General features: G+C 67.8%; 29 protein-coding genes and 3 tRNA genes. 7 read left to right on the forward strand and 25 right to left on the reverse strand.

Annotated features, from left to right (window positions below; genetic code table 11):
• Nucleotides 1–85: 85 nt before the first annotated feature.
• The 4 genes from rplK to A3ES_RS0117580 form a co-directional block, all read right to left on the reverse strand.
• Complete coding sequence (gene rplK / locus A3ES_RS0117565) at nucleotides 86–517, reverse strand: 50S ribosomal protein L11 (protein ID WP_020388147.1); 432 nt, start codon at nucleotides 515–517, stop codon at nucleotides 86–88.
• 12 nt (nucleotides 518–529) lie between these two features.
• A complete protein-coding gene (nusG, locus tag A3ES_RS0117570; RefSeq protein ID WP_020388148.1) occupies nucleotides 530–1,645 on the reverse strand; it encodes a transcription termination/antitermination protein NusG in 1,116 nt (371 codons plus the stop codon).
• A gap of 59 nt (nucleotides 1,646–1,704) precedes the next feature.
• Nucleotides 1,705–1,947, reverse strand: coding sequence for a preprotein translocase subunit SecE (gene secE / locus A3ES_RS0117575; protein ID WP_020388149.1), 243 nt, complete (start codon nucleotides 1,945–1,947; stop codon nucleotides 1,705–1,707).
• A 55-nt stretch (nucleotides 1,948–2,002) separates the two neighbouring features.
• Nucleotides 2,003–2,075, reverse strand: a tRNA-Trp gene (locus tag A3ES_RS0117580).
• A 294-nt stretch (nucleotides 2,076–2,369) separates the two neighbouring features.
• Here A3ES_RS0117580 and A3ES_RS0117585 point away from each other — a divergent pair.
• The 3 genes from A3ES_RS0117585 (at nucleotide 2,370) to A3ES_RS0117595 (ending at nucleotide 6,170) form a co-directional block, all read left to right on the forward strand.
• The gene (locus tag A3ES_RS0117585; protein WP_020388150.1) at nucleotides 2,370–3,563 is read left to right on the forward strand and encodes a pyridoxal phosphate-dependent aminotransferase; all 1,194 of its coding nucleotides are present in this window, start codon (nucleotides 2,370–2,372) and stop codon (nucleotides 3,561–3,563) included.
• 150 nt (nucleotides 3,564–3,713) lie between these two features.
• Nucleotides 3,714–4,769, forward strand: coding sequence for an adenosine deaminase (locus A3ES_RS0117590; RefSeq protein ID WP_020388151.1), 1,056 nt, complete (start codon nucleotides 3,714–3,716; stop codon nucleotides 4,767–4,769).
• A 33-nt stretch (nucleotides 4,770–4,802) separates the two neighbouring features.
• Nucleotides 4,803–6,170, forward strand: a complete 1,368-nt coding sequence (locus A3ES_RS0117595; RefSeq protein ID WP_020388152.1) for a TrpB-like pyridoxal phosphate-dependent enzyme — start codon at nucleotides 4,803–4,805, stop codon at nucleotides 6,168–6,170.
• Between the two features lie 2 nt (nucleotides 6,171–6,172).
• Here the strand turns inward: A3ES_RS0117595 and A3ES_RS0117600 are convergent, their stop codons facing one another.
• The gene (locus A3ES_RS0117600) at nucleotides 6,173–6,679 is read right to left on the reverse strand and encodes a hypothetical protein (protein ID WP_020388153.1); all 507 of its coding nucleotides are present in this window, start codon (nucleotides 6,677–6,679) and stop codon (nucleotides 6,173–6,175) included.
• 117 nt (nucleotides 6,680–6,796) lie between these two features.
• Between A3ES_RS0117600 and A3ES_RS0117605 the strand changes: the two genes are divergently transcribed.
• A complete protein-coding gene (locus tag A3ES_RS0117605) occupies nucleotides 6,797–8,116 on the forward strand; it encodes an NsdA family TPR-like regulatory protein (protein ID WP_026162955.1) in 1,320 nt (439 codons plus the stop codon).
• Nucleotides 8,117–8,193: 77 nt separating this feature from the next.
• Here A3ES_RS0117605 and A3ES_RS0117610 read toward each other — a convergent pair whose 3' ends face one another.
• The 4 genes from A3ES_RS0117610 to A3ES_RS0117625 all read right to left on the reverse strand — a co-directional run bounded on the left by A3ES_RS0117610 (nucleotide 8,194) and on the right by A3ES_RS0117625 (nucleotide 11,085).
• A complete protein-coding gene (locus A3ES_RS0117610) occupies nucleotides 8,194–9,069 on the reverse strand; it encodes a DUF559 domain-containing protein (protein WP_020388155.1) in 876 nt (291 codons plus the stop codon).
• A 140-nt stretch (nucleotides 9,070–9,209) separates the two neighbouring features.
• Nucleotides 9,210–10,262: a UDP-N-acetylmuramate dehydrogenase gene (locus tag A3ES_RS0117615; protein WP_020388156.1), complete on the reverse strand. Its 1,053-nt coding sequence runs from the start codon at nucleotides 10,260–10,262 to the stop codon at nucleotides 9,210–9,212.
• Entirely contained in the window at nucleotides 10,259–10,666 is a 408-nt protein-coding gene (locus A3ES_RS0117620; RefSeq protein WP_020388157.1) for a MaoC family dehydratase, read from the reverse strand. The genes A3ES_RS0117615 and A3ES_RS0117620 overlap by 4 nt, the downstream gene beginning before the upstream one ends.
• Entirely contained in the window at nucleotides 10,663–11,085 is a 423-nt protein-coding gene (locus A3ES_RS0117625; protein WP_020388158.1) for an FAS1-like dehydratase domain-containing protein, read from the reverse strand. Before A3ES_RS0117625 ends, A3ES_RS0117620 begins: the two co-directional genes overlap by 4 nt.
• 169 nt (nucleotides 11,086–11,254) lie before the next feature.
• Between A3ES_RS0117625 and A3ES_RS0117630 the strand changes: the two genes are divergently transcribed.
• The gene (locus A3ES_RS0117630; RefSeq protein WP_026162957.1) at nucleotides 11,255–12,013 is read left to right on the forward strand and encodes a (2Fe-2S)-binding protein; all 759 of its coding nucleotides are present in this window, start codon (nucleotides 11,255–11,257) and stop codon (nucleotides 12,011–12,013) included.
• A 356-nt stretch (nucleotides 12,014–12,369) separates the two neighbouring features.
• Here A3ES_RS0117630 and rpmG read toward each other — a convergent pair whose 3' ends face one another.
• From rpmG to A3ES_RS57095, 11 genes are all read right to left on the reverse strand, one after another.
• On the reverse strand, nucleotides 12,370–12,537 hold the full coding sequence (gene rpmG / locus A3ES_RS0117635; RefSeq protein ID WP_020388160.1) for a 50S ribosomal protein L33: 168 nt from the start codon (nucleotides 12,535–12,537) through the stop codon (nucleotides 12,370–12,372).
• 52 nt (nucleotides 12,538–12,589) lie between these two features.
• Nucleotides 12,590–12,663 (reverse strand) — tRNA-Met (locus A3ES_RS0117640).
• Between the two features lie 50 nt (nucleotides 12,664–12,713).
• A tRNA-Thr gene (locus tag A3ES_RS0117645) sits at nucleotides 12,714–12,786 on the reverse strand.
• 122 nt (nucleotides 12,787–12,908) lie between these two features.
• Complete coding sequence (locus A3ES_RS0117650; protein ID WP_020388161.1) at nucleotides 12,909–13,709, reverse strand: DUF1684 domain-containing protein; 801 nt, start codon at nucleotides 13,707–13,709, stop codon at nucleotides 12,909–12,911.
• Nucleotides 13,706–14,821: an LLM class flavin-dependent oxidoreductase gene (locus tag A3ES_RS0117655; protein ID WP_020388162.1), complete on the reverse strand. Its 1,116-nt coding sequence runs from the start codon at nucleotides 14,819–14,821 to the stop codon at nucleotides 13,706–13,708. Before A3ES_RS0117655 ends, A3ES_RS0117650 begins: the two co-directional genes overlap by 4 nt.
• Nucleotides 14,811–16,754, reverse strand: coding sequence for an FAD/NAD(P)-binding protein (locus A3ES_RS0117660; protein WP_020388163.1), 1,944 nt, complete (start codon nucleotides 16,752–16,754; stop codon nucleotides 14,811–14,813). Before A3ES_RS0117660 ends, A3ES_RS0117655 begins: the two co-directional genes overlap by 11 nt.
• Nucleotides 16,751–17,635 carry an NADPH-dependent FMN reductase gene (gene ssuE / locus A3ES_RS52150; protein WP_020388164.1) on the reverse strand — a complete coding sequence of 295 codons (885 nt, stop codon included), beginning with the start codon at nucleotides 17,633–17,635 and terminating at the stop codon, nucleotides 16,751–16,753. Before ssuE ends, A3ES_RS0117660 begins: the two co-directional genes overlap by 4 nt.
• A 16-nt stretch (nucleotides 17,636–17,651) precedes the next feature.
• The gene (locus A3ES_RS0117670) at nucleotides 17,652–18,596 is read right to left on the reverse strand and encodes an ABC transporter substrate-binding protein (RefSeq protein ID WP_026162959.1); all 945 of its coding nucleotides are present in this window, start codon (nucleotides 18,594–18,596) and stop codon (nucleotides 17,652–17,654) included.
• Nucleotides 18,596–19,360 (reverse strand): amino acid ABC transporter ATP-binding protein, encoded by a 765-nt coding sequence (locus A3ES_RS0117675; RefSeq protein WP_026162960.1) that lies wholly within the window; start codon nucleotides 19,358–19,360, stop codon nucleotides 18,596–18,598. Before A3ES_RS0117675 ends, A3ES_RS0117670 begins: the two co-directional genes overlap by 1 nt.
• Nucleotides 19,357–20,319 (reverse strand): amino acid ABC transporter permease, encoded by a 963-nt coding sequence (locus A3ES_RS0117680; RefSeq protein ID WP_020388167.1) that lies wholly within the window; start codon nucleotides 20,317–20,319, stop codon nucleotides 19,357–19,359. Before A3ES_RS0117680 ends, A3ES_RS0117675 begins: the two co-directional genes overlap by 4 nt.
• A gap of 120 nt (nucleotides 20,320–20,439) precedes the next feature.
• The gene (locus tag A3ES_RS57095) at nucleotides 20,440–20,526 is read right to left on the reverse strand and encodes a putative leader peptide (RefSeq protein WP_420323146.1); all 87 of its coding nucleotides are present in this window, start codon (nucleotides 20,524–20,526) and stop codon (nucleotides 20,440–20,442) included.
• Nucleotides 20,527–20,863: 337 nt separating this feature from the next.
• On the opposite strand from A3ES_RS57095, the gene A3ES_RS0117685 reads away from it, so the two are divergent.
• The gene (locus A3ES_RS0117685) at nucleotides 20,864–21,781 is read left to right on the forward strand and encodes a M23 family metallopeptidase (RefSeq protein ID WP_237744981.1); all 918 of its coding nucleotides are present in this window, start codon (nucleotides 20,864–20,866) and stop codon (nucleotides 21,779–21,781) included.
• 2 nt (nucleotides 21,782–21,783) lie between these two features.
• Here the strand turns inward: A3ES_RS0117685 and A3ES_RS0117690 are convergent, their stop codons facing one another.
• The 4 genes from A3ES_RS0117690 to A3ES_RS0117705 form a co-directional block, all read right to left on the reverse strand.
• Complete coding sequence (locus A3ES_RS0117690; RefSeq protein ID WP_020388169.1) at nucleotides 21,784–22,083, reverse strand: GNAT family N-acetyltransferase; 300 nt, start codon at nucleotides 22,081–22,083, stop codon at nucleotides 21,784–21,786.
• A gap of 163 nt (nucleotides 22,084–22,246) precedes the next feature.
• Entirely contained in the window at nucleotides 22,247–22,825 is a 579-nt protein-coding gene (locus tag A3ES_RS0117695; protein WP_020388170.1) for a dihydrofolate reductase family protein, read from the reverse strand.
• Between the two features lie 58 nt (nucleotides 22,826–22,883).
• Nucleotides 22,884–23,711: a helix-turn-helix domain-containing protein gene (locus A3ES_RS0117700; protein WP_020388171.1), complete on the reverse strand. Its 828-nt coding sequence runs from the start codon at nucleotides 23,709–23,711 to the stop codon at nucleotides 22,884–22,886.
• 92 nt (nucleotides 23,712–23,803) lie between these two features.
• The gene (locus tag A3ES_RS0117705) at nucleotides 23,804–24,328 is read right to left on the reverse strand and encodes a GNAT family N-acetyltransferase (protein ID WP_040454920.1); all 525 of its coding nucleotides are present in this window, start codon (nucleotides 24,326–24,328) and stop codon (nucleotides 23,804–23,806) included.
• Between the two features lie 39 nt (nucleotides 24,329–24,367).
• On the opposite strand from A3ES_RS0117705, the gene A3ES_RS0117710 reads away from it, so the two are divergent.
• Complete coding sequence (locus A3ES_RS0117710) at nucleotides 24,368–24,931, forward strand: helix-turn-helix domain-containing protein (RefSeq protein ID WP_020388173.1); 564 nt, start codon at nucleotides 24,368–24,370, stop codon at nucleotides 24,929–24,931.
• Here the strand turns inward: A3ES_RS0117710 and A3ES_RS0117715 are convergent.
• The gene (locus A3ES_RS0117715) at nucleotides 24,901–26,460 is read right to left on the reverse strand and encodes an FAD-dependent monooxygenase (RefSeq protein ID WP_020388174.1); all 1,560 of its coding nucleotides are present in this window, start codon (nucleotides 26,458–26,460) and stop codon (nucleotides 24,901–24,903) included. The two genes, A3ES_RS0117710 and A3ES_RS0117715, sit on opposite strands and share 31 nt — an antisense overlap.
• Nucleotides 26,461–26,527 lie beyond the last annotated feature (67 nt).

Genomic DNA, 26,527 nt, shown 5'->3' on the forward strand with positions numbered 1-26,527 from the left:
ACTTCGTCGTCCGTTGTGGTCTTGACGGGCGAACCTCTCGCCCTTCCACTCCTGCCGGCTCACCGAGGTGAACCAAAAAGAGGTACTACTTCTCGATCGTGACGCCCATCGAGCGCGCGGTGCCCTCGATGATCTTCATCGCGGCGTCGATGTCGCGCGCGTTCAGGTCGGGCATCTTGGTGGTGGCGATCTCGCGGACCTGGTCCTTGGTGATCTTGCCGACCTTGTCCTTCTGCGGGACGGCCGACCCCTTCTGCAGGCCCGCGGCCTTCTTGATCATCTCCGGCGCCGGCGGCGTCTTGGTGATGAACGTGAAGGAGCGGTCTTCGTAGATGGTGATCTCGACCGGCACGACGTTTCCGCGCATGGACTCCGTCTGGGCGTTGTACGCCTTGCAGAACTCCATGATGTTGACGCCGTGCGGACCGAGCGCGGTACCGACCGGCGGGGCCGGAGTCGCGGCGCCGGCCTGGAGCTGCACCTTCACGAGGGCAGCGATCTTCTTCTTGGGAGGCATTGTCTCGGGTCCTTAGACTTTCTGGATCTGGCTGAAGCTGAGTTCCACCGGGGTCTCCCGGCCGAAGATCTCCACCAGCGCCTTGATCCGCTGGGCGTCGGCATTGATCTCCGTGATCGTGGCGTGCAGGGTCGCGAACGGCCCGTCGACGACCATGACCGAGTCGCCCACACCGAAGTCGGCGACCTCGACCTTCTTCTTGGCCGCGGTCTTGGTGGGTGCGGCACCGGTCTCGGCTGCCGCCGCCTCGGCCGCCGCCACGACGGCCGGAGCGAGCATCTTCTCGACCTCTTCGAGGCTGAGCGGGACGGGCTTTTGGCTGTTCCCGACGAAGCCGGTCACCGACGGCGTGTGCCGCACGGTCGACCAGGACTCGTCCGTCAGGTCCATCCGGACCAGCACGTAGCCGGGAAGCACGGTGCGCTTGACCATCCGGCGCTGCCCGTTCTTGATCTCGGCGACCTCTTCGGTCGGCACGACGATCTCGAAGATGAAGTCCTCCATGTTCAGGGAGTTGATCCGGTTCTCGAGGTTGCCCTTGACCCGGTTCTCCATCCCTGAGTACGTGTGCACCACGTACCAGTCGCCGATCTGGGAGCGCAGCGTGGCGCGCAGCTCCTCCAGCGGGTCGCCCGGCTCTTCCGGCTCGACCTCTTCGGCTTCGACCTCTTCGGCTTCGTCTTCGGCTTCGTCTTCGTCGGCGGAGTCATCGGCGGAGGAGAAGACGACCTCGTCCACCTCGGCCGGAGCCGGCTCGGCGGTCTCCTCGGTCAGCTCTTCCGCGGCTTCGTCGACGTCGGCGGCGGTGACCACCTCGTCGTCCTCCGCGGCGTCGGCGGCCGCTACGACCACCACCGGCTCGGCGTCGGAGTCGTCCTCGTCGGCGTTGCCCTCTTCGGCGTCGTCGTCGGCGGAGTACTCGCTGTCGGCCGCCACCGGGACGTCGTCCTCGTCGTCGGCGACCTCTACCTCGAGGTCGGCGAACAGGTCGTCGTCGTCATCATCGTCGTCGGAGTCGTCGAAACCCAAGTCGAGATCGAGGTCGCCGTCGGAGTCAGCGGATACGTCGAACTCGTCCTTGTCGAGGACCTCGTCGTCGCGCTGGTCGGACACGTTGTACTCCGTCATCTGTGCATCGGGTGGTGGAACCGGTGAGCTCCGGCAGGTGGTCCAGGGCGGCTGGATCGTCAGCCAAAGATCTTGAACATCGCCCAGCCGAAGGCGAGGTCGAGCACCGACACGATCGCGATGACGAACACCACGAAGGTCAGGACGACCACGAAGTAGGTGGAAAGCTGCTTGCGGGTCGGCCAGACCACCTTGCGGAGCTCGGCGACCACCTGGCGGTAGAAACGCAGCAGCCGGTTACCCGACTTGCTTTCCGCAGGCTTGCCGGCGCCGGACGGTGCCGGCGTGCGCGTCTCCGTCACGACCTACCTCTTTCGCTAGCGGCGGCCTGGCCGGCGTTGTGCCGGTCAGGATTTGCAGGGCACGAGGGACTTGAACCCCCAACCTTCGGTTTTGGAGACCGATGCTCTGCCAGTTGAGCTAGTGCCCTCTGCAAAGTTCCAGACGCCGCTGGACCTGATCTCGGGCATGCCGAGTCAGGGCCATCTACGCCCGGACTAGAAGAGTGTACGGGGTCGGGGCCACCTGGTCGAACTGAGCCCCAGGCTGCTCCGGGTCCCCGCCACGGGCGAAAACTCCCGCGGACTTCGGGCCGGACGTCGTACTGCGGGCAGAACCTTACCGTCTCCACGCACCTGCCAACGCAGGGGGCCCGGTGACAGTTCCTCCTCACCAGGCGATACCCGGATGTCAGCGGCGGCCGGGCAGTGCCAGGATGGGAGCCATGGTCTCCCGCATCTCCGCACGTATCGGTGCTATCAGTGAATCGGCCACCCTCGCTGTCGACGCGAAGGCGAAGGCCCTCAAGGCGGCCGGGCGCCCGGTGATCGGCTTCGGCGCCGGTGAGCCGGACTTCCCGACCCCCGACTACATCGTCGAGGCCGCCGTCGAGGCGGCCCGCGATCCCAAGAACCACCGCTACAGCCCGGCGGGTGGTCTGCCCGAGCTGAAGCAGGCCATCGTCGCCAAGACGAAGCGGGATTCGGGGTACGAGATCGAGGCGAGCCAGGTGCTCGTCACCAACGGCGGCAAGCACGCCGTCTACAACACGTTCGCGACGCTGCTCGACCCGGGCGACGAGGTGCTGCTGCCGGCGCCGTACTGGACCACCTACCCGGAGACGATCCGGCTGGCCGGCGGTGTGCCGGTCGAGGTGCTCGCCGACGAGAGCCAGAACTACCTGGTCACCGTCGAGCAGCTCGAGTCGGCCCGGACCGAGAAGACCAAGGCGCTGCTGTTCTGCTCGCCGTCGAACCCGACCGGCGCGGTGGACACCCCGGAGGCGGTCGAGGCGATCGGCCGCTGGGCGCTGGAGCACGACATCTGGGTGATCACCGACGAGATCTACGAGCACCTCACCTACGGGGACACCAAGTCGACCTCGCTGCCGGTCGTCGTACCGGAGCTGGCCGACCGGACCGTGGTCCTGAACGGTGTCGCCAAGACGTACGCGATGACCGGCTGGCGGGTCGGCTGGATGATCGGCCCGAAGGACGTCATCAAGGCCGCGACGAACCTGCAGTCGCACCAGACCTCCAACGTCTGCAACGTCGCCCAGCGCGCCGCGATCGCCGCCCTGACCGGTGACCTGAGCGCGGTCGACGAGATGAAGGTGGCCTTCGACCGGCGCCGCAAGACGATGGTGCAGATGCTGAACGAGATCCCCGGCGTCGAGTGCCCGGTGCCGACCGGCGCGTTCTACGCGTACCCGTCGGTCAAGGGTCTGCTCGGCAAGGAGATCAACGGCAAGGTCGCGAACACCTCGACCGAGCTGGCCGCCATCATCCTGGACGAGGCCGAGGTCGCGGTCGTACCCGGCGAGGCCTTCGGCGCTCCCGGTTACCTCCGGTTGTCGTACGCCCTGGGCGACGCCGACCTGACCGAAGGCGTCTCCCGGATCGCCAAGCTGCTCAGCTGAACCCCTCTCCCCGTTCATTCGCCCCTTTTTCACCCTCACGAGCCGCTGTCTAAGAAGGCACCTCGCAGAGAGGGTGAAAAAGGGGCGAATGAACGGATGGTTAGACCGCCCGGTTTCCATCCCTGGGCGGTCTGTCGGTAACCTTCTGTAATGACGGATCGGGACCTGCGGCTGCTGCCGAAGACCCACCTGCACCTGCACTTCTCCGGCTCGATGCGGCACCTCACCCTGGTCGAGCTGGCCGACACGCACGGGGTCCGGCTGCCGGACGCGCTGCGCACCGACTGGCCGCCCGAGCTGTCCGCCGCCGACGAGCGCGGCTGGTTCCGCTTCCAGCGGCTCTACGACGTGGCCCGCTCCGTACTGCGAACCGAGGACGACGTCCGCCGGCTGGTCCGCGAAGCCGCCGAGGACGACCGTGCCGACGGCTCCCGCTGGCTCGAGATCCAGGTCGACCCGTCGGGCTACGCGAGCCGCTTCCACGGCATCACCGAGTTCACCGACCTGGTCCTGGACGCCGCGCGCGACGCCGCCGCGAGCACCGGGATCGCCGTCCAGGTCGTGATCGCCGCCAACCGCACCCGGCACCCGCTCGACGCCCGGACCCTGGCCCGCCTCGCGGCGCAGTACGCCGGACGTGGAGTGGTCGGCTTCGGCCTGTCCAACGACGAGCGACGCGGTACTACGTCCGAGTTCGCCCCGGCGTTCCGGATCGCCCGTCACGCCGGTCTGCTTGCCGCACCCCACGGCGGAGAGCTGTGCGGACCAGCAACCGTGCGCACGTGCCTCGACGAGCTGGGCGCCGGCCGGATCGGCCATGGGGTGCGCTCTGTCGAAGACCCGGAGCTACTGAAGCGAGTAGTCGACGCACAGGTCGCCCTGGAAGTCTGCCCGGCCTCCAACGTGTCACTGGGCGTCTACCGGCGAGCAGAGGACGTCCCACTGCGCCAGCTGTACGACGCGGGCGCCCGGATCGCGCTAGGCGCCGACGACCCGCTGCTGTTCGGGTCCCGCCTGGCCGAGCAGTACGAGACGGCCCGCAACGTGCACGGTTTCAACGACGACGAGCTGGCCAACCTCGCCCGGGGCTCGGTGCTCGCCTCGACCGCGCCGGCCGAAGTACAGAAGAGCCTCCTGGGCGACATCGACGACTGGCTCGGAGTAGCTGAGAAGGCGACTGCGCCGACACCTGCGCCGACGTACTAGACCAGAGGTCGGCTGCGGCCTTACTTTGCGTAAATGACGCTGACGAAGATCCTGCTGCCCGAGGACGAGCTGCCGACTCGCTGGTACAACGTGCTGCACGATCTGCCGACGCCACCGCCGCCGGTGCTGCATCCCGGCACGCTGCAGCCGGTCGGGCCCGATGACCTCGCTCCCCTGTTCCCGATGGACCTGATCCTGCAGGAGGTGTCGCAGGAGCAGTACATCGACATCCCGGGTGAGGTGCTCGACGTCTACCGGCTGTGGCGGCCCAGTCCGCTCTACCGGGCGCACCGGCTGGAGAAGGCGCTCGATACGCCGGCGCGGATCTACTACAAGTACGAGGGCGTCTCCCCGGCCGGCTCACACAAGCCGAACACCGCAGTACCGCAGGCGTACTACAACGCGAAGTCCGGCGTGCGGAAGCTCACCACCGAGACGGGTGCCGGACAGTGGGGTACTGCGCTCGCGTTCGCGTGTGCGCAGTACGGGCTGGAGTGCGAGGTCTGGCAGGTGCGGGCGTCGTACGACCAGAAGCCGTACCGGCGGACGATGATGGAGGTCTTCGGCGCGACCGTGCACCCCAGCCCGTCGGACCTCACCGAGGCCGGGCGGAAGATCCTCTCCGAGAACCCCGACTCCCCCGGGTCACTCGGGATCGCGATCAGTGAAGCGGTCGAGATGGCGGTGCAGGCCCCAGACGTGCACTACGCGCTCGGCAGCGTGCTCAATCACGTACTGCTGCACCAGACGATCATCGGCGAGGAGGCGCTGATCCAGCTCGCGATGGTCGGCGAGACGCCCGACATCCTGGTCGGCTGCACCGGCGGCGGCTCGAACTTCGGCGGCCTCGCCTTCCCCTTCCTGCGGGAGAAGTGGGCGGGACGGATGGCGCCCGTCATCCGGGCGGTGGAGCCGGAGGCATGCCCGTCGCTGACCCAGGGCACCTATGCCTACGACTTCGGCGACACCCTCGGAATGACGCCGTTGATGAAGATGCACACGCTCGGGCACGACTTCGTGCCGGACCCGATCCACGCCGGCGGGCTGCGGTACCACGGGATGAGCCCGCTGATCAGCCACCTCTACGAGACGGGTGAGATCGAGGCGATCGCCAAGCCGCAGTCGGAGTGCTTCGCGGCCGGGGTGCTGTTCGCGCGGGCGGAAGGCATCGTGCCGGCGCCCGAACCGACCCATGCGCTCGCGGCGGCGATCGAGGAAGCCCTGCGCTGCAAGGAGTCCGGCGAGGAGAAGGTCATCCTCACCGCGCTCTGCGGGCACGGCCACCTGGATCTGGCCGCGTACGACGCCTACCTGGGCGGCACGATGACGGACCGGGCCTGGGACGACGCCGAACTGCAGGCCTCGGTCGCGCAGGCGCTGGGCCGGCTGCCAACCGTCTAGCGCTAGAACCGCCGCCACCAGGGCTTAGGCGTCTTCGAGACGGCAGTCAGCCAGTCTGCGGGGATTGCCCAGCCCTTGGCGGTGATGGCGTCGAAGTACTGCGTCTTGAGGGAGTCCGGCAGCCAGTACGTCGCGGAGGTCTGGTCGGCGACCTCGAAGTACGTGGTGCGGCTGCCCTCGCTCCAGACGGTCGCCAAGAGGGAGCAGTAGGCAAGGCGGCTGTAGTCCCAGCGGGCCTGGTCGTCCGCAAGGTCGTAGGCGCGCTCGGTGCTGACCAGTACCCGCCGCTTCCGCGGGGGCTCGTTGTCGATGGCATCGATGAGGCCCTGCACGACAACGCGGTCGTCGGTCATCTCGTCGGGCAGTCCGAGCAGAACAGGATCGAGCACCGCAGAACCCATCCAGGGCCGGGCAACCTCCAGAAAAGTCTCCAGCAACGCGAAGGCCTCCTCCGCCCGACCGAACAACGCCAGCTCGGCATGCAGGGTGGTGACTGCTTCAGGGGCCATTCGGCAAAGCCTAAGCGGGGCAGGGAATCGGGGCATCTCGGGGCAACCTGGGGCAGCTCGTCCACAGCGGCCCTGACGGCCGTCGCAGAGGGTGTCCGGGCACTTACAGTTACCGCCATGTCAGAGGCGAACGAGTTGTTGCGAGCCGCCCGGGAACGGACCCCGTCGCCCAGCGCGCCGGGTACCCACATGTCCCGCGCGGAACTTGCCGAGGCGGTCTGTGCCTGGCTCTGGGCGACCACCGGTACGAAGTACGAGCTGGACGGGCACTACATCGCCAAGCTCGAACGCGGCGCGGTGCGCTGGCCGGGCGCCGCGTACCGGTCGGGGCTGCGGACGGTGCTCGACGTCGCCACCGACAGCGAGCTGGGCTTCACCCCGACCGGTACGGCGGGCCCGCTGTCCCCCGAGCTGATCAGCTGCTCGATGGCCGGGATGGAGGACGAGCTGATCGACGCGGGCGACCAGTCGATCTCGCTGCTCGCGCTGGCCGAGGAGTCGAACGTGGGCGGCCTCACCGTCGAGCAGTTGCACGCCGACATCCAGCGGATCGCCCAGAACTACCTCAAGGTGCCGACCAAGCCACTGTTCCAGCGCAGCCTCGCCGTACGGGACCGCGCCTTCCGGCTGCTCTCCGGCCGCCAGTCGCCGCAGCAGACCCGCGACCTGTACGCCGCGGCCGGCTGGGCGCTGACGCTGCTCGGCTGGATGTCGGTGGACCTCGGCCGGCCGGACGTCGCCGAGAGCCACACCCGGACGGCCTGGGCCTGTGCCGAAGCCTCCGGCTACGACGAGCTCCGCGCCTGGGTCCGGGCCACCCAGCACACCGCCGCCTTCTGGCAGGACGACGTCGCCGGCGCGGCCGACTTCGCTCTGGACGGACTCCGGTACGCCAACGGCACGTCCGCGCTGTTCCTGGCGTCCGCTGCGGCCATGGATCTGGCCCGGGCAGGCCGGACCGATGAGGCCCGGACTGCCCTCGACCAGGCCGAGCGCACCACGGCCGACCCGGCCATGCCCGAGCTCGGCGGCCTCTTCCTCTGTACGCCGGAACGCGCGGCGGGCCTCTGGTCGGACACCTACCTGACGCTAGGCGAGCCGCACCGGACGCTGGAGCACGCAGACCGTGGTGTCGCCCTGTTCGAGGCGGCACCGCACGCACTGCGCAACCCCGGCTCAGAGCGGATGATCCGGCTGCAGCAGGTGAAGGCGCATCTCCTGCTGGGCGAGCTCGACGGCGCCATGGAATGTCTGACACCGGTGCTGTCCACCAGGACGGAGTACAGGGTGCGGCCGCTGATCCATCGGGTCTGCGAGGTCGCCGCCCTCACCAGGACAGAGCCCTACGCCGAGGATCCCAAGGCACAGCTCCTCCACCAGGCCATCCGCGAGTTCATCCGCTTCCCGGCCACCATCCGCGACTCTCTGCGTGTCTGAGCGCAACGACAGGCAGTAGTAGGCCGTCGCCCCTCTCCGACCGCTCAGCCTGCCGCCGGATAGGGCTGATCAAGGCACTACTTCCTGTCCTTCGGTCCGCCGACCCTCTGTGCCAGGGCCGCGCGAACCATCCTCACCACACAGTTCTGCTCGGCCAGGACCTGCTGGTAGGTGAATCTCAGGACGATCCACCCAATCGCCACCAGTTCGTCGTATCGGCGGCAATCGGCGGCGAAGTCGCCGCTCGACCCGTGGAAGGCGTACCCCTCCGCCTCCAGCGCGACACGGGCTGCTCGGTGACCGAGATCGACCCGCACCGGGAACGACTCCGTCTCGACTTCGACCTGTGGTTCGAAACCTTCGATCTGCTCGGTCAGCAACAAAGCGCGCAGCATCGACTCGAGGAAGCTGGCGGAGCCCGCGTGCATGTTGGCGGCGACCCGGCGAGCATTCGGCCGGCCCGGACCGCGCATCGCGTCCGCCGCTCTGGCGAACTCCTCCTGCCCCATCAGACCTTTGGCCAAGGCGCCATCGGCAACAGCCAGCGCCTCGTCGAACGGGAGGATCCGCGTACAGTCGAGAACCGTGCGCAGCACCGAGGTGACCCGTTCCCGCAGGTCATCGCGAGCGATCGGCGCCCAGTGCACGACCGCGGGCGGCCCTTTCTTCGGGCGGCGTTTGCGCGGGACGGTGATGTGCGGCTTGTCCGGCCGGGCCAAGACCGGGAGTCCCCAGGCGACCGCCGCGCTCAGGTGCGAGACGACCCCGTCGTAGGCGATCGCGACTGCCTCGTCCGTCGGCCGGACCGGGAGGGTATAGAGCCCGCGCGCGAGCCGCTCGACCGCTCCGCTCTGCACGGCGGAGGCGAGTTCGCGACGCGAGCTGGCGGCGACCAGTTGACCGTAGGTGCCTCGGCCCTGGTTGCCGGCCAGGATCTCCGGGACCGATTCCACCCGCAGATGATGCCTTGGTCAGGGGTGTGCGTGCTTTGCGTTGTCCACAGGCGTACCGAGCGACAGGAAGTAGTGGGGTCCGCAGCGGTTGGCTAAGCGGGCGGCTCCTTGCGGGAGGCCGCTACTGCCTGCCGTTACGTTCAGAGGCTGCAGTTCACCAGGACTGGCTCGTTGACCAGGGTGATGCCGAAAGCCTGGTGGACCTGGTTGCGGACGTGGGTGGCCAGGGCCAGGAGTTCCTTGGAGGTGGCGTTGCCGCGGTTGGTCAGGGCGAGCGTGTGCTTGCTGGAGACCGCGGCGTCGCCGATCGCGAAGCCCTTGTCGACGCCCGCGTGCTCGATCAGCCAGGCCGCGCTGGTCTTCACGCGACCATCCGGTTGCGGCCACTGCGGAGCACCAGCCGGTACTTCGGCTGTGGTGTCGAGCATTGGATTGGTGAAGAACGACCCGGCGCTCCAGGTGTCGTGGTCGGACTCGTTCAGCACCATGCCCTTGCTCCTGCGCAACCCGAGCACGGCCTCGCGGACCTCGGTCATCGGGGCGCGTGAGCCGGGCTCGACGTCGAGTACGCGGGCCAGTTCGGCGTACCCGATCGGGGCGGACAGGTTGCCGAGGGGGAGCTGGAAGGCGACCTCCAGTACGGCGTACCGGCTGGGGTCTTCCTTGAAGCGTGAGTTGCGGTAGGTGAAGCCGCAGTCGGCGGCGAAGATCGTCCGGACGGCGTTGTCGACGCGGTCCCAGACGCGGACCGAGGCGATCGACTCGGCGACCTCGTGGCCGTAGGCGCCGACGTTCTGCACCGGCGTCGAGCCGGCCAGGCCGGGGATGCCGGACATCGATTCGAGGCCGCTCCACTCGTCGGCGATCGCGCGCTGGACGACGGCGTCCCAGTCCTCGCCGGCCTGGACGTGCACCATCGCGCCGGAACAGGCGTCCGCGTCGACCCGGATGCCGCGGGTGGCGATCTTGATCACCGTGCCGCGGAAGCCCTCGTCGCCGATCACTACGTTGCTTCCGCCGGACAGCAGGAGGACCGGCTGGGCTGCCGCGTCTGCTTCGTGGATGGCGTCGATCAGGTCCTGCTCGGAGGTCACCTCGATCAGCCGGTCAGCGGGACCGCCGATTCGCAGGGTGGTGAAGTCCGCCAACCGGAGATCTTCGGTAACGGTGGTTTGGGGATGCTGGGTGCTCACGGGATGCGCACGACCGCCCGGGCCCGGCCGAGGACCTTTTCCTCGCCGGCGATCGCGGTGATGTCGATCTCGGCCCGGCCGTCGGTGAGCTTGTCGACCTTCGCCGAGAAGGTGACCGTGACGCCCTTGTCGTCATCCGGTACGACGACGGGCTTGGTGAAGCGGACGCCGTACTCGACCAGGTCAGCCGGGTCGTCCAGCCAGTCGGTGACGACGCGGACCGCGCTGGCCATCGTGAGCATGCCGTGCGCGATCACGCCGGGCAGCCCGAGAGCGGCCGCCATCCGGTCGCTCCAGTGGATCGGGTTGAAGTCGCCACTCGCACCGGCGTACCGGACCAGGTCGTCGCGACGCAGGGTGACGGTCAGCGGCGGCAGTTCGGTGCCGACCTCGACGCTGATCATGCGTCCGCCCGGTTGTGCGAGATGGTCGACGTGGAGGTGGCGATCGGGTCGCCGTCGACGGTGGTCAGGGCGGTCTCGTACATGATCACCTCGACGTCACCGGCCTTGCGCACGGTGGTGATGGTGGCGGTCGCGGCGATGTCGTCGCCGGCCTTGATCGGGCGGGTGTAGCTGAACTTCTGCGCGCCGTGCACGATCCGGTCCAGCCGCAGGCCGAGCTCCTCGTCGTTCAGCAACTGCTCGAGCGCCAGGCTGCCGACCATGAAGGCGAAGGTCGGCGGCGCGACAGCGTCAACACCCCGGTACGCCGGGTTAGGGTCACCGATCGCGTCGGCGAACTCCCGGATCTTCTCCCGGCCGACCTGGTAGGACTCGGCGGCCGCATAGCTCCGGCCGACCATCGTGGCGTCGATCGTCATGTCCAGTAACCCTAGGGCATGTCCCCCGAGTCCCTGCAGTCGCGAGCAGGTGCGCGAGGTGCCGTGCCGCGTGCCGCGCAGCACGCAGGGGCTCGGGGGACATGCCCTCGTGGCAGACTTGGGAGCGAGTGCCGCCACCCACTCTTCCCGAGATGGAAAGGTTGGACGCGTGACGGCAGGACGTGGGGGTGTGGCCGCCTTGGCTCGGTACGCCCCGAGGTACGGGCTGGAGATCGGTGAGCCCACTGGAGCCGAGTGGCTCAGGGTCGACCGGCTGCTCGACCCGGACGGCCCCGAACTGACCGAGCTACTCAAGCGTGACCACGATGCGAGCGGTCACGTCTCGGCCCACGCGAACGCCCTCAGCCTGATGTCGTTCTACGCAGGGCGCGCTCCCGCAACCGCCCTGCTGCTCTGGGCGCTGGAGGGCCGGGTGCTCGACATCCGCCCGCACAACCTGTGGGTGAAGCCGCATGACGGCCACGGCATCGCCAGCGTCGCCATCCGCTCGGCCCGCTTCCTGCCCGGCGGCCTAGAGACCCTGTACGACGTGGTGCTGACGCAGCACCTGCTCCCCCTGTCGGCCGAGCTCCACCGCCGCACCCGAGCCGGCCTGCGCCAACTCCACGGCGGCGCCGCCGCAGGCTGCGCGATGGCCTTCTGCGCCGCCACCCGCGAGGAGGAGACGATTCCCCCGTCGTACCTCCTGGAACGCTGGCAAACCTTCATCTCCAAGGCCCCCGCCGACCTCGCCCGCCTAGGCGAAGTCACCGAAGCCGCCGGAAAACTCGTCTACCTCCGCAACACCTGCTGCCTCTACTACACCAGCGAAAACTCCCCCAGCACCCTCTGCGGCTCCTGCTGCCTAACCCCACGCCCAGACCGCCTAGCAGCCTACGAAGCGGGCAAACCCATCCTCACGGTTTGAGAACTGTCGGTAGAGATAGCTGACAGTGATCGCGAACAGGATCCTCGGCGCAAAAAAAACGGCCCCCGCGAGAGGGCCATTCCAGCCGGCCGAACCGGCATCGATGACGCAAGGCTACCCCGAACCGAGCTACTGTCCCGTCATTTGAAGACTCCACTGGCGGGTTGGTGATGGCGCGGCGGGGGTTGGGGAGGATCTTGACAGGAGTCGAGGAGGATTTTCGCCGGATCCGGGGGCAATAGTCTCCCCAGATCGTCCGGCGGGACGGTGGCCGGGCGGGTGGATCTGAGGATGTTTGAGGGCACAGCGAAAGGGCCGCTCGCGGTGCGGGCGGCCCTTTGCGGAAACTGCTGGGGTCAGCGGGTTTCGCGGTGGTCGGTGTGGTCGTTGCAGCGGGCGCAGTACTTCTTCAGCTCAAGACGGTCCGGGTCATTGCGCCGGTTCTTCTTGGTGATGTAGTTGCGCTCCTTGCAGACCGTGCACGCAAGGGTGATCTTCGGGCGGACGTCGCTTGCCTTTGCCACTACTGCCTCTTTTTGTCTGGAACACGCAACTGGAGTGATCGTGTTCTCGAAGTAGCGGGGGCGGGAGTCGAACCCGCGACACCACGATTATGAGCCGTGTGCTCTAACCACCTGAGCTACCCCGCCAGAGAGTCCGTCGCTCCACCCGGCGGACCGGGTGGTGCAGCGTTTCTCAGAGCCCCTTTACGGAATCGAACCGTAGACCTTCTCCTTACCATGGAGACGCTCTGCCGACTGAGCTAAAGGGGCGGACCGAGGAGAGAGATTACACGGTCTCCCGCCCCGATGTGAAATCGAGGAGGAAGCGCCCCGCAGGACCCCTCGTCCGACCAGAGAAGCATACCGGTTCCCGAGAGCACTTCCGACCAGATTTAGCCCCCACCTGGGTACGCCGCCCGTACCCGCTTCTCGCCCGCGGTGACGCGCAATGCCAACTGGTTGCCAACCACCGGCGCCGGGCAGGTTCCGAACGCTGTGAAGGCGAACGGCAGGTTGATGGCTCGGTTGAAGTCCACGACGACTGTCCGGTCGCCCTGCACCCGCTCAGTGGTCACCGTGCGCCAGAGAGCGGTCTCCTTCCCGTTTGTCTCGTCATGGAACGACAGCGACAGCCTCCCGTCCCCCGCCGCCGTCGCAACCAGCTCGTACGCCGAACCGCCGAGCGCCAGGTGGACCGTGCCGATCGCGGTGACGTGTTGCCGGAGATCTGCCCGGGCAGTTGCCACCTCGAATCGCACAGGCTCGCCGTACGGGCTGTAGTGCCCGGTGACGACCCAGGCAGGGTCCACCTCAAACGTGGGCACTCCACGGAAGCCGACCCGGCTAGGAGCACGCGGGTCGCGCTGGCGGATCGCGTAGCGGCCTCCGCGTAGTACTAGCTCGACCAGCCTGTCGCCGTGTAGCAGCCAGCTCAGGGAGCCGGCCTCGGCCACGCTCGCTGACGTAGTGCCTTCCACGACGTCTCCGTTGAGTGTCAGGCCGCCAGTGGCCCTAACGTGCGCCAGGCCGTCGGCAGCCCACCAGCGACCCGGCAGCCCGGGGATCTCCTCAGCGTCCGCAGTCAGCCAGTCGAAGGCGACCACGGTGAGCCAGCCGTAGTCGGTGTCGAGGTCCTGCTCGCGCAACGCGTGCCATGTCTGCCAGTCCTGCTCTCGCTCAGTGGTGACAGTCATGAGGCCAGCTCCTCTCTGGTGGCGTGCTCGCGGTGTGCGACTTCCTCGCGGACCAGCGGGATGACGTAGCGGCCGAAGTCGACGGCGTCGTCGTAGATGTCGTAGCCGCGCGCCGAGAAGATGCGTACGCCGAGGTCGTAGTAGTCGAGCAGCGCGGCGGCGACCGTTTCCGGCGTACCGACCAGTGCGGTGGAGTTGCCGCCGCCACCGGTCAGGCCGGTCGGCGCCGTCCACAGCGCCCGGTCGTGCCGCTCGCCGGCCTCGACGGCCTGCAGGAGCCGCTGGGATCCCGCGTTCTCCGGCGTCTTCCGCGGATCGCGGAACCGTGGCGCCGCAGTACCGGAGGCCTGGACCGTCTTGATCCGGCCGAGGATGCTCTCCGCCTTCGCCCAGGCGAGTTCCTCGGTCGGCGCCAGGATCGGGCGGAAGGCGATCTGGATGACCGGTCGATCCGCGCGCCCGGCCTTGGCCGCTTCGGCGTCGATCGTGGCCAACTGCTTCTTCGTACCCGCGAGCGGCTCACCCCACAACGCGAAGATGTCCGCCTCCGCCGCACCGACCGCGTAGGCCGCCGCCGACGACCCGCCGAACGAGATCCTGGGCCGCGGCTGCTGCAAGGGCTTGATGTCCGCCACGAACCTCTCGAACTGATAGTGCTGCCCCGAGAAGTCGATCCGCTCCTCAGAAGTCCAAGCCTGCTTGAGGATCTGGATGAACTCCCGGGTCCGCCCGTACCGGTCGTCCTTGGCCAGGAAATCCCCCTCGGCCGCCTGATCCGCGGTCGATCCACCAGTGATCACATGTACTTCGAACCGCGCGCCGCTGAGGTGGTCGAGCGTCGCGAAGGTCTTCGCGGTCAGCGTCGGATACGCCACGTTGGGCCGGTGGGCGACGACCAGGTTGATCCGGTCCGTCTTGCCCGCGACGTACGCCGCCACCTGCGACGGATCGGGTGAGCCCGAGTGGTAAGCGAAGAGGATCCGGTCCCACCCGTTGTCCTCGTGGGCTCTGGCGAGCTTGGCTGTGTAGTCCAGATCGAGGGCGGCACCGGTTCGTGGTGTGACCTCGCTGGCGGGGTTCGTCCCGGCGATGCCGAGGAACTCAACTGGCATGGCGTTGACCTGCTTTCTGCGATGAGACAGCAACTACCTGGAGAAGACGCCGGGCGACCGCGTCGTTCTGGCGGAAGCCCGGGCCGTTGAAGTACGGCCGGGAGAATCCCGACGAGCCTGCGGACCCCGACACCGACGGCCCGAGGAGGAACAGCGATGGGTGGACCCTGCCGTCGGCCTTGATCGCACGACAGTCGCCGTCGGCTTTGAGCTGGCCACCACCGAGGCCGGTGCCGTCCGAGGCGACCAACTGATCCGCCGCGAGCAGCCCCGACTCGAGCAGCCCGGTCAGCAGCGGATCCGTGGTCGCGAGCACGTCCGGCCGCGGCAATCGAGCCTCCACGAAGGCGCGAGCCTCGATCTCCCCCGGCAAAGCGGGGCTGGAGGCAACAAAGCGATCGTTGCTCAGCGCAACTTGCAACGAGGGTCCGGCGAACCGCACCAGACCGGCCCGATGCAGCGCGAGCAACTCCTCCAGCCGGCGCGGCGGCGGACCACTGGCCACGAAGGAGAAGAACCCGTGCCACTCGGTCTCGACATGCCGGACCCGATCCTCGTCGGACAGCCGGCCGGCCGTGATCGCCGCCGAGAGCACGCTGTAGACACTCAGCAACGCGTTGAAAACCGCCAGATCAGCCGAGTACTCCGAATCGGCGCGGCGCAGCAGATCGGTCTCGACCAAGCGCACCAACTCACGATCCAGCTGGTCGCGATCCGCGAAGAACGCCCCGGCCAGCGGCCGATCGACCTCCGCCAGCACGAACCGGTCCTCCCGCGCGGGCACCGCCGCTTCCACCGCCGCGGCGAATTCAGGTGCTGTAGGCAACGTCTTGTCGAGTACTTCGAAGAATTGTTGCCACGGCCACCTGCTTCGCTCTGGATGCGCCAGGAACAGTTGCTGGTAGTGAGCGAAGGTGAGCTCCTTGTCCACCAACGGCCGCACCTGCGTCTGGAAGTCGAGCACCCCGTCGCCCAACGCGTCCAAGGCCGCGACCGTCAGATACCGCGTGGGAACGGGAGTCGTTCCGGCCACGGTGTAGCCGAGCTTCGCGTGGTACGGGACGCCGCGCCGCGACCCGACGTACAGGATCGGTTCGTTGCCGGAGCGGTTGTACTCGAGCCGCCCGGTGCAGTCGTCGTACCAGCCGCCGCGGCCCTCGGTGAGCAGGACCATCAGGTCGATGAACGCCTGCCCGAAACCGCGGACGATGACCGGTTCGCCCGGCCGCAGCTCGCTGAGGTCGACGTCGGCGGTGTACCCGGGCGGGATGTAGGTGAGGCCGGCCGACGAGGCGGAGTCCGCCATCGCCGCCTCGTCGGCCGTCGGCGCCCGATCGAGGTACCCGAGGGCGAGCACGACAGCGTCGGCCTCCAGCACCTCCCCCGACGCCAGTACTACGCGGTGGCCCGCTCCCCAGTCCGGGGTGAGCGACACCGCACGTTCGAGGTGAGTCGTGACGCTGACGCCGGGCGGGAGCGACCGGAGTACGCGATCCCAGACCCAGCTCAGGTACTCCGCCTGCAGCAACCGCGGCGGGAAGGCCATCGGCCCGGGCGGCTCCAGCCCGGCCTCCTCCAGCAGCGTCGCGCCGGCGCCGTTCGCCCAGGTGGCGAGGTCCGGCCCGGGCACGATCGGCCCGCCGCAGGTGACCGACTCATCGGTGAAGATCGTGACGTCGGAGGCCATCGAGTTCATCCAGAGCAGCCGCGACTGCTCCCGGCGCCAGATCCGCCCGCCACCGGCCGGGTAGGGATCGACCACGTGGATCCGCACCTCGCGATCCCCGAGCAACTCCTCCGCACTGGCGGCGAATCGCTCAAGCAGCCCAACCGTCCGCGGGCCGCCGCCGACGAACACGATCGTGGTCGGGTTCGGGCCGGGGTACTGGGCGGTCCGGCCGGATCCATCGATTGTCGTCAGTCGCCGGCTCACGACGCCACCTGCAACCTGGCCGACAACACCCGCCGGCCAAGCCCCTGCCGCCGATGTAGATGCGAAGTCCACATCCGCTTCACCTCGGCGGTCTGGTCGTCGTACCGGCGAAGGGCGCCACCGGCAACGGTCTGCCCACCGTGTCGCAGCAGCACGAAGGCGCCACCACGCTCCGCATGGAAGTCCGACGGCGGAACTTCGGTCAGCAGCGTGTTCTCGTTGCTCCGCCCGTACCGCGTGCTGTACTCGACCACCAGATCGGCCAGCAGTGGCGCCGCCTCCGGATCCTCCGGCCGAGCCCGCACGACTTCAAGCGCAGCCGTCTGAACGGGCACACTCTCCACCACCTGCTCGCCTTCCACCGTGGACAAGAACGCCTCGGTCACCTCGTAGAGCGGCACCGAAGCGGCCGGATCCAACAGCAGCCCGCCTCCGTCGTACAGGCGGATGTGCGACGACAACACGAACCAGCCCTGCCCGATCGAGCCGGCCCCAAGGCTCGTAAGGACAGGCCGTAGCGCGTAGTCGATCACCAGCACATGCGCCGGCGTCCCACCCGTTGCCAATGGCAACACTGGCTTGCCCCGCAATGCGTACTGCGGCAGCAGATCGAGGAAAACCTTCAGCAATCCCGCGTACGCCGCCTTGTAGACCGGCGTCGTCACCACGACCGCATCGGCCGCGGCGAGCACCGAGACCGCCTGCGCGATCGCCGGATCGTCCGCCTGCCCACGCAGTAGCGGCGAGGCAGGCAGGTCGCGCAGGACGATCGGCGTGACCCGATGGCCGTGGCTGAGCAGCCGCTTGGTCAGATAGGAGCGCACGGCGTCGGTCCTGGACACCTCGGACGGACTACTGGAGATGGTCGCGATAGTTGCCATTAGCCCCTTACTCCTCTCACTTCTGCTTGTTCTTGGGCAGGCCGGGCGGATTGATCTCGGACTTGCCGACTGCTTCGTTCGCGACGTTCCAGCGGGCCAGCACCTTGGCGTAGCTGCCATCGGCGATCACCGCGTTCAGCGCTGCCTGGTAGGCCTTCACCAGGCCGCTGTCCTTCTTGGTGGTGGCCGCGATCAGCCCTTGCAGCGTCGCTCCGGCGCCGGAGAACTTGCCGATCGTCTCCGTCTGGCCGCCCACCTTGACGTGGTAGGCGACGTTCGGGTTCGGCCCGAAGTAGGCGTCGATCCGGCCCGACGACAGCGCCAGATAGGTGTCAGACGGGCTCTGGAAGTACTTGATCGAGGCGGCCGGCAGGCCGGCCTTGACGTTCTCCTCGTCCCAGTCGACCAGGATCTTCTCCTGGTTGGTCCCGGTACCGACCGCGATCGTCTTGCCGGCCACGTCCTTGCCGCCGGTGATCTTCCAGTCGCCCCCCTTCTTCGCCTCGAACGCGATGTCGTCCTTGCGGTAGGTGGCGAAGTCGTACTTCTGCTTGCGCTTCTCGGTCACCGTGATGTTCGCGAAGCCGACGTCGTACTTCGCCGAGTCGAGCCCGACGAACAGGTTCTCCCAGCTGGTCACCTGGTAGTCGGGTTTCAGCCCGAGCGCGCTCGCCACCAAGGTGGCGAGGTCGATCTCGATCCCGATCGGGGTCTTGTTGTCGTCGGCGACGAAGCCGAGCGGCGGACTGCCGATGGTGCCGCCGACGACGAGGGTGCCGCGGTCGCGGACCTTGGCCGGCAACAGCGCGGCAGCCGCCTCGTTCCTGCTTGTCGTCACCCGGTTCTGCTCGGGCGACGTGTTGACCCCACCGAGCTCGGCGCTGGTGTTCTGGGTAGCAGTTGGATCGGCGCCGCATCCCACCAGCTGGAGGGCTGCGATGGCGAGCAAAGATCTTTTCATCAGAGGACCTTGGAGATGAAGGCGCGAGTGCGCTCGTGGGCAGGGTTGTCCAGTACTTCGTGCGGCGGGCCGGACTCGACGATCACGCCGCCATCCATGAAGACCACGGTGTCGGCGATCTCCCGGGCGAACCCGATCTCATGGCTGACGACGACCATCGTCGAGCCGTCCCGGGCGAGCTCCTTGATCACGTCGAGCACCTCGCCGACCAGCTCCGGGTCGAGCGCGCTGGTCGGTTCGTCGAACAACAGCACCTTTGGTCGCAAGGCCAGTGCCCTCGCGATGGCTACTCGTTGCTGTTGCCCGCCGGACAGCCGGCGCGGGTACACGTCGGCCTTGTCGCCGACGCCGACCCGTTCCAGCAGTTGACGCGCGATCGGCTCGACGTCGCGGCGCTTACGGCGCTGCGCCGAGACCGGTGCCTCCACGACGTTCTGCAAGGCGGCCAGATGACCGAACAGATTGAAGTTCTGGAAGACGAACCCGACCTGCGACCGCTGGCGCAGGATCTCTCGTTCACGCAGCTCGTAGAGCTTGTCGCCGCGGCGCCGATAGCCGATCAGCTCGCCGTCGATCCGGACCAGACCGCGATCGACCTTCTCCAGATGGTTGATCGACCTGAGCAGCGTGGACTTGCCGGAGCCGGACGGCCCGAGGATCACCGTCACGGTACCGGCCCGGACCTGCAGGTCCACGCCCCTCAGGACTTCAAGTGTCCCGAAGCTCTTGTGGACACCTTGAAGATCGAGCATCACGGCCGTCATGACGCGGCCTTTGCCGTCAGCGCGCGCCAGGTTCGGCGTACCCGCTCGATCGGGGTCGGTGGCAACTCGCGGCTGGTGCCGCGAGCGAAGTACCGCTCCAGATAGAACTGTGCGATCGACAGCAGGGTGGTCAGCACGATGTACCAGACCGTTGCCACCATCAACAACGGAACCACCCGGCTGTTCCGGCCGTAGATCACCTGAACCTGATAGAAGAGCTCGGGGATCGCCATCACCGAGACGATCGAGGTGCCCTTGAACAGGCTGATCACCTCGTTCGCGCCGTTCGGCAGGATCGAGCGCATCGCCTGCGGCAGTACGATCCGGAAGAACTGCCGCAATCGTGGGATCCCGAGTGCGGCAGCGGCCTCCAACTGCCCCTGGTCGACCGAGATGATGCCGCCACGGATGATCTCGGCGGCGTACGCGGCCTGGTGCAACGCCAACCCCAGTACTGCGGCGCCCAGCGGCCCGAACAGGCTGTTCGTACTGAAGTGCACGAACTCCGGACCGAACGGGATCCCCAGGCTCAGCTCCTGGTAGAGATAGGCCAGGTTGAACCAGAACAGCAACTGGACGATCAACGGGATCGAGCGGAACGCCCAGATGTAGCCCCAGGCAACTACTTGCAGGAACGGGCTGCCGGCCAGCCGCATCGAGGCGATCACCGCACCGAGCGCAAAGCCTAGAACCGTTCCGTACAAGGTCAGTTGCAGGGTCACCGCGAGCGCGGAGAAGATCGTCCGGGTGGTGAAGAACTGGAAGAACGTCGGCCAGTCCCAGCCGGGGTTGGTGATCAGACCGTGCGCGAACATCGCCAGCAGTACCAGGACGACGGCGACGCCGACCCAGCGCCACGGGTGCCGTCGACCGATCACTGGCAGATCGGCGTCGGGCGGCGTGGTGCTGTGGGGTGGATCGGCGGCGGCAGTGGCCGAGGTCAGCGAAGTGGTCGTCACAGAAGGCTCCCGGGCGGACGGGCAGGCGGGGGGTGACGCGGCACCCGCTCAATCCGCGGGCACGGCGCTGCGGACGGACCCGTTGACGGGCCGTCATGACAGGGGTGCTTCAGAGAGCAGTCAGAGCAGACAGAGGGCGCTGGAAACGCGCTGCAGATCGATGTGGAGACGGTAGTAGGCGAGTTCGCGTCGCGCTGGTTCTGACATCACCGTCTCCCTTCCTCGGACCTGATGGTTCCAGTATGGGAGGGCGGTGAATGTTTAGTAAGTCGGTCGACAAACCTCTCATATTCTGGACGTTTCATCACGGCTTCCAGGGCCGCAGGTCGCTGCGACTCGGGTGATCCCGATCACGTCCGCTTTCAACTACCCACGAGTCCCAGCCACGCCTGACGATCGACGGGCGGGAGTACGAAGATCACCGTGGGTAGTGAGATTCGGTGATCTGGTCGCAATGCGCGTTTGAGGTGTTCGTTACCTCCCCGTTATGGTCATTGGGCCGCTGGGGAGGACCCCGGCGGCAACTCGACTCTGGAAGGCTCTCGTGTCCCCTCACCATGACGTGTCGGAAGCAGGACGTGCGGCACCTCGTCGTACTCCGGCCGGCGCGCGTCGGGTGGCGAAGCACCGCCTGACCCGTCGCTCCTCCTCCCGTGGCGTCCAGCTGGTCGGCCTGACCGCGGCCCTCGCGGCCGCCGCCGGCACCAGCGCCGTCGCAGTCTCCCCGTCCTCCGGTCCGGCCAATGCCGGCACCAGCGCCACCTCCAGCCAGCTCGACGCGATGACCATCGCCCGAATCGAGCGCCGTGAACTCGCCTCGCGAGACGCGTCGCGCTTCGACCTGTCGCTCGAGTCGACCCGCAAGGCAGAGGCCGCCGCGGCCGCCGTGGCCAAGGCCCGCGCCGCCAAGCTGGCCGCGAACGCGACCTTGACCAAGCGCCGCGCCCTGGCGCTGGCGGCGGCGAAGGCACTCGCGGCCCGCAAGGCGGCCGCCGTCGCCAAGGCAGCAGCAGCCGCGAAGGCCGCTGCGATCGCCAAGGCAGCGGCAGAGGCCAAGGCAGCGCCCAAGGTCGTGCTGCCGACCACCGGCTACCGCCTGACCGCCACCTTCGGTCAGGCAGGCGGACGCTGGGCACGCAACCACACCGGCCTCGACTTCGCGGCCCCGCTCGGTACGCCGATCCGCTCCGTGATGGCCGGCGAAGTGATCCAGGCAGCCTACGAAGGCGCCTACGGTCGACAGGTGAAGGTCCGCCACGCCGACGGCACCGTCACGTCGTACAGCCACATGTCCGAGTTCACCGTCTCCGTCGGCGACACGGTCCAGGCCGGCAGCCAGGTCGGATCGATCGGCGTCACCGGCAACACGACCGGCCCGCACCTGCACTTCGAAGTACTGCCCGGCGGCGACGGCTCGATCAACCCGGCGCCCTGGCTTCGCGAGCACGGTGTCAATCCGTAGCTCTAGAGAAACTTGGCTAGATCGAGGCTGTCGACGTACTGGCCCTCGATCAGGAACTCGCGTGGGTGGGTTCCTTCGACGACGTAACCGTGGCGCTCGTAGAGTCGCCTTGCGACGGCGTTCGTGCCGTGGACCTCGGCGACCAGATGCGCGTCCGGGCCACTGCGCTCGCTGAATAACGTGGTCTTGTCGGGCGCCGTCAGCGACGGGAAACCCGAGGACCCATCCCACGCCGTCAACTCGATCTGCAGCAACGCCGCCTCATCCGCCTCGACCGCCCGCCGCACAGGCACTTCACCCATCTCCCCTCCTCACCCGATACCGGGGGCACCCGGACCGCCACCACATGCCAAGCCGGCGACCAGCTGGGTCGAGAGGCTCAGCCACGCCTGACCCACCGAGGCAATGGCACGCGCCAGCGGGGTTGGTGTGTGATGGCGGTCCGGAGTGGCAAGTGCAAGTGGTTCAGTTGCGGACGCGGAAGCGCAGGTGCAGGACTCGGTCGCCCTGGACGACCTCGTCGGGGTCCTCGAGCATGACCTGCTTCGAGAGCGAGCCGAAGTACCGCTTGCCCGTGCCGAACACCACCGGCACCACGTCGAGCGCAACCTCGTCGACGAGCCCGGCCGCGAAGATCTGCCCGCCGACGTCACCGGCCGCGATCGAGACGGTCCGGTCCCCGGCGAGTTCCTTGGCCAGGCGGACGGCATCGGTCACGTTGTCGACGAAGTGGAACGGCGCGTCCGCATCCCAGCCCTCGGGCGCAGTGCGATGCGACACGACCACGCAGTGTTCCCCGGCGGGCGGCTTGCCTCCCCAGCCATTGGTCATGTCGAAGACGTGCCGGCCGACGATCAGCGCGCCGATCGCGTCCAGCTTCGGCCGGTAGTAGTCGTGGGACTGCTTGGTGACTAGCACCGACTCGTTCTCGTACAGCGGCGTGTCGCCGGTCCCGAACCAGTCGAACAGCGGTCCCACCTGGTCGTCGTCTGTCGCGATGAATCCGTCAACCGACACGATTGTCTGCATGATCACCTTGGTCATGCCCCCATCGTGACCTGTCATCGCGTGAGCTGGCTTGTAGAAAATCAAACCCCTGCGATCAGACGGTCGGCAGCGGCCCGACGTCGAGCGCGCTGTCGGGATGCTCCGCGGCGAACCGGCGACGCAGCTCGAGGTACGCCGTTGGCGTGAGCCCAGTGAACTGCCGCAACTCATGGTTGAAATGCGGCTGGTCGTGATACCCGGCCCGATGCGCGACCTCGGCCCAGTCGACGTCGCAGCCCGGGTTGATCGACTTGACGACCTCGGCGAAGCGATACGTCCGCGCGAGACGCTTCGGCGTAATCCCCACCAAGTGCTTGAACCGCCCGGCGAGATGCGTGCTGCTGACACCGGCCGCCTCGGTCAGCCTCGCGACCGAGAGGCTGCCCGCACTCCGGAGGATCTGGCTGCTCGTCTCCCGCACCAGCCCAAGCCCAGCCACCGGCCTCAACTGATCCACGAGCGCGGCTTCGAAGATGTCCAGCATGGCCCCAACCGTCGCGGCACCATCGAGCCGATCAGCCAACTCCTTGGCAGCAACACCCCAAACCGCCTCAACCGAAACCGGCACCCCAAGCAACGCCGCCGGTACGCCGGTCAGCGGCGCCAACCCCCATGGCTTGAGATGCACGCCGACCGACCTGGTGTACCGCGGGTACTCGAAGGTCGTCCAACTCGTCGGCGTTGCCCAAACGCACCCATCCGCAAAGTCCTCAGTCCCACCCGGATGAGTGACCCGAAACGGATCCCCGAGATTGATGATCACCAACGCCGAAGGCATCGGCGGAAGGGTGAACCGCGGATACGGCGGCGTACCGGCAAGGTAATAGAGGTCATCCACAATGGCCGCCAACGAAGGCCGCGGCGCCCGCGCGACATACTCCATCCGCCAAGTATCACGGCACCACCACGCGAGCGTCGATGGCGCACAGCCCGCCCAAGGCCGATCCCGCCTCGCCGGTTGAGGAGGAAAAGCTCTTAGGTGGGTTCGACCGGTGGGTCTTCGGCGGTGGCGAGGGGGAGTTGGGACCAGGCGACGTCGTGCCAGGCGTTGTGTTTCCAGCCGATTTTTCGGTACGTGCCGATGGGTTCGAAGCCGAGCGCCGCGTGCAGGCCCTCGCTGGCTGGGTTGGGGAGGGTCATGCCGGCGACTGCTGTGCGATAGCCACGCGCCGTCAGCCGTTCGAAGAGGGCTTCATAAAGCGCGCGCCCTCCACCCGTACGCCGACGCCCCGGCTCCAGATAGATGCTGACCTCACACGACCACCGGTACGCCGCCCGCGGTTTCATCTGTCCGCCGTACGCGTACCCGATGACGCACCCCTCGTCATCCTCGAGCACCAGCCACGCGTGCGTCCGTACCGATCGCGCGATGCGCTCGGCCATCTCGTCGACCGTCGGCGGGTCGAGTTCGAAGGTGATGGCGGTGTCGCGCACGTACGGCGCGTAGATCGCTGCGCAGGCCTCGGCATCCAGTTCCGAGGCATCCCGAATCTTTCCCATGCCACGATAGTAGCCACACATGCCGCTATAGTGGCAACCATGCAAGATCCGCTCTCCGCCTCGCTCGCCGCAACCCTGCAGTCCGCCCGGCTCGGCCGCGACCTGTCGGTCAACGCGCTCGCCGACCGCTCCGGCGTCTCCCGGGCGATGATCGGCAAGATCGAACGCGGCGAGGCCCAGCCGACCGCAGTGCTGCTCGGCCGGCTGTCCGGCGCGCTCGGGTTGACCCTGTCGGAGCTGGTCGCGCGCGCCGAAGGAGGCACCGGCGAGCTCCTCCGTCGCACTGTGGACCAGCCCAGCTGGACCGACCCAGCGACCGGCTACCGGCGCCGCGCGATCTCGCCCGCCGCCGAAGGTCCGCTGGAGCTCGTCGAGGTCGAGCTCCCACCAGGCGCCTCGGTCTCCTACCCGGCCGACGCCTATATCTTCAAATATCAGCAGATCTGGGTCCTCGAAGGCGACCTGCATTTCCGCGAGGGCGAAGTACTGCACCAACTAGCCACCGGCGACTGCCTCCAACTCGGCGCCCCCGCACCCTGCACCTTCATCAACCCGACAGCCACCGCCTGCCGCTATCTGGTCGCACTGGTCAAAGGCCGCTGAGCCGGTACTCCGAACCAACGGCCGGCAGCAGCTCGCAATCCCTCCCGCTCCGCGGCACCAACTCCCTCCGCAGCCCAGGCGACATACCCATCCGGCCTGAGCAACAACGCCATCGGCACCCCGGCGGTTTCGGTGCTCCCGGCAACCACCTCGATGCGATCAGCAAACTCATCGCCGAACTGGGCAGCAAACGACGAGTCCGGCGAGAAGTCGAGCAGCAACGGACGTGCCGCCCGCGTCACCGAGGCCAGCCGCACCGGCCCGGCGCCGCGATCGAGCACCAGGTCCGGCGCCCACCGCCCGACCAGCGGATGCGCGCCCTCGTAGTACCGGATGTCGGCGCCCGACATCAGGTCGGCGAGGTGCTGCACGTTCCGCGGATTCCCGAGCAGCTCCGTGAACAGCTCGCGCAAAGCCGTCACCTCGCTGCCGGGTGCGATGAGCGCGGACTGCGCCTGCGTGTGCATGACGACCCGCTGCCCGACCGGCCGGCGTTCAGCCTCATAGCTGTCGAGCAACCCGGCCGGCGCCCAGCCCTGGATCTCGGCCGCGAGCTTCCAGCCGAGGTTGACGACGTCCTGCAGGCCGAGGTTCAGCCCGGGTCCGCCGACCGCCGAGTGCACGTGCGCCGCGTCCCCGACCAGCAAGACCCTGCCCTCGCGGAACCGGTCGGCCAGCCGACTGTTGCCTCCGGCAACTCGCCTGAGCACGTGCGGACCACTTCCTTCGGCAGGCGAGAGCGGCAGTTCCACTCCGAGCACGCGCTGAGCGCTCGCCTGGACCTCTGCCAAGGTCACCGGCCCTTCCGAAGGCTCGTCCCACTCCATGGTGCTCACCGCCGGCGCCCGACCGGGGAAGGGCGCGAAGACGAACACCCCATGCTCGGTGCGTTGATGACTGAACGGCGGGATCGTTCCGTAGCCGGGTACGGTCAACGCGAGCGTCGCCGGGTCGACCCAACCGTCCGGCACGGTCACGCTCGCAGTACGGGAGACCAGGTTGTCTCGAGTGACGCCGGGGAAGTCGATGCCGACGAGTTTGCGGGTTAAGCTGCGGCCACCGTCGGCGCCGACGAAGTACCGGGCCTGCAGTTCGTAGCTGCCGTCCGGTCCGGCGATCTGAGCAGTGATCGCGTCGGAGGTTTGCGAGAGTCCGGTCAGCTCGTGCCCGCGGCGGATCTCGACGCCGAGTTCGAGAGCGCGCTCCTGGAGCACTTCCTCGATCCGGACCTGCGGCACTCCGAGCAGGTAGAGCGGATTGTCATCGAGTAGATCGAGGCGCAGCGGCAATGCCCCGAAGACGAACCCAGCAGCAGGTTCAGGCGGACCAGCCTTGCCTGCCAGCGGCTCGTACAGTCCGCGGCGGTCGAGCATCCGGACGACCTGGCCGACCAGGCCATTGGCCCGCGGTTCCGTACTGCGCTCCGGCAGCTTCTCCAGCACGATCGGGCGCAAGCCGGCCAGCCGAAGCTCGCAGGCAAGCATCAGCCCATTCGGTCCAGCACCGGCGATCACGACGTCTTGCAGCATGAGCAGTGTCCTTCCAGTCGGTTTTCGGGCGTGACTCATCGCCCCGGGAACTTCCCGGGGATTCGTT

Source organism: Kribbella catacumbae DSM 19601, from assembly GCF_000372465.1.
In the GTDB taxonomy this organism is placed as follows: domain Bacteria; phylum Actinomycetota; class Actinomycetes; order Propionibacteriales; family Kribbellaceae; genus Kribbella; species Kribbella catacumbae.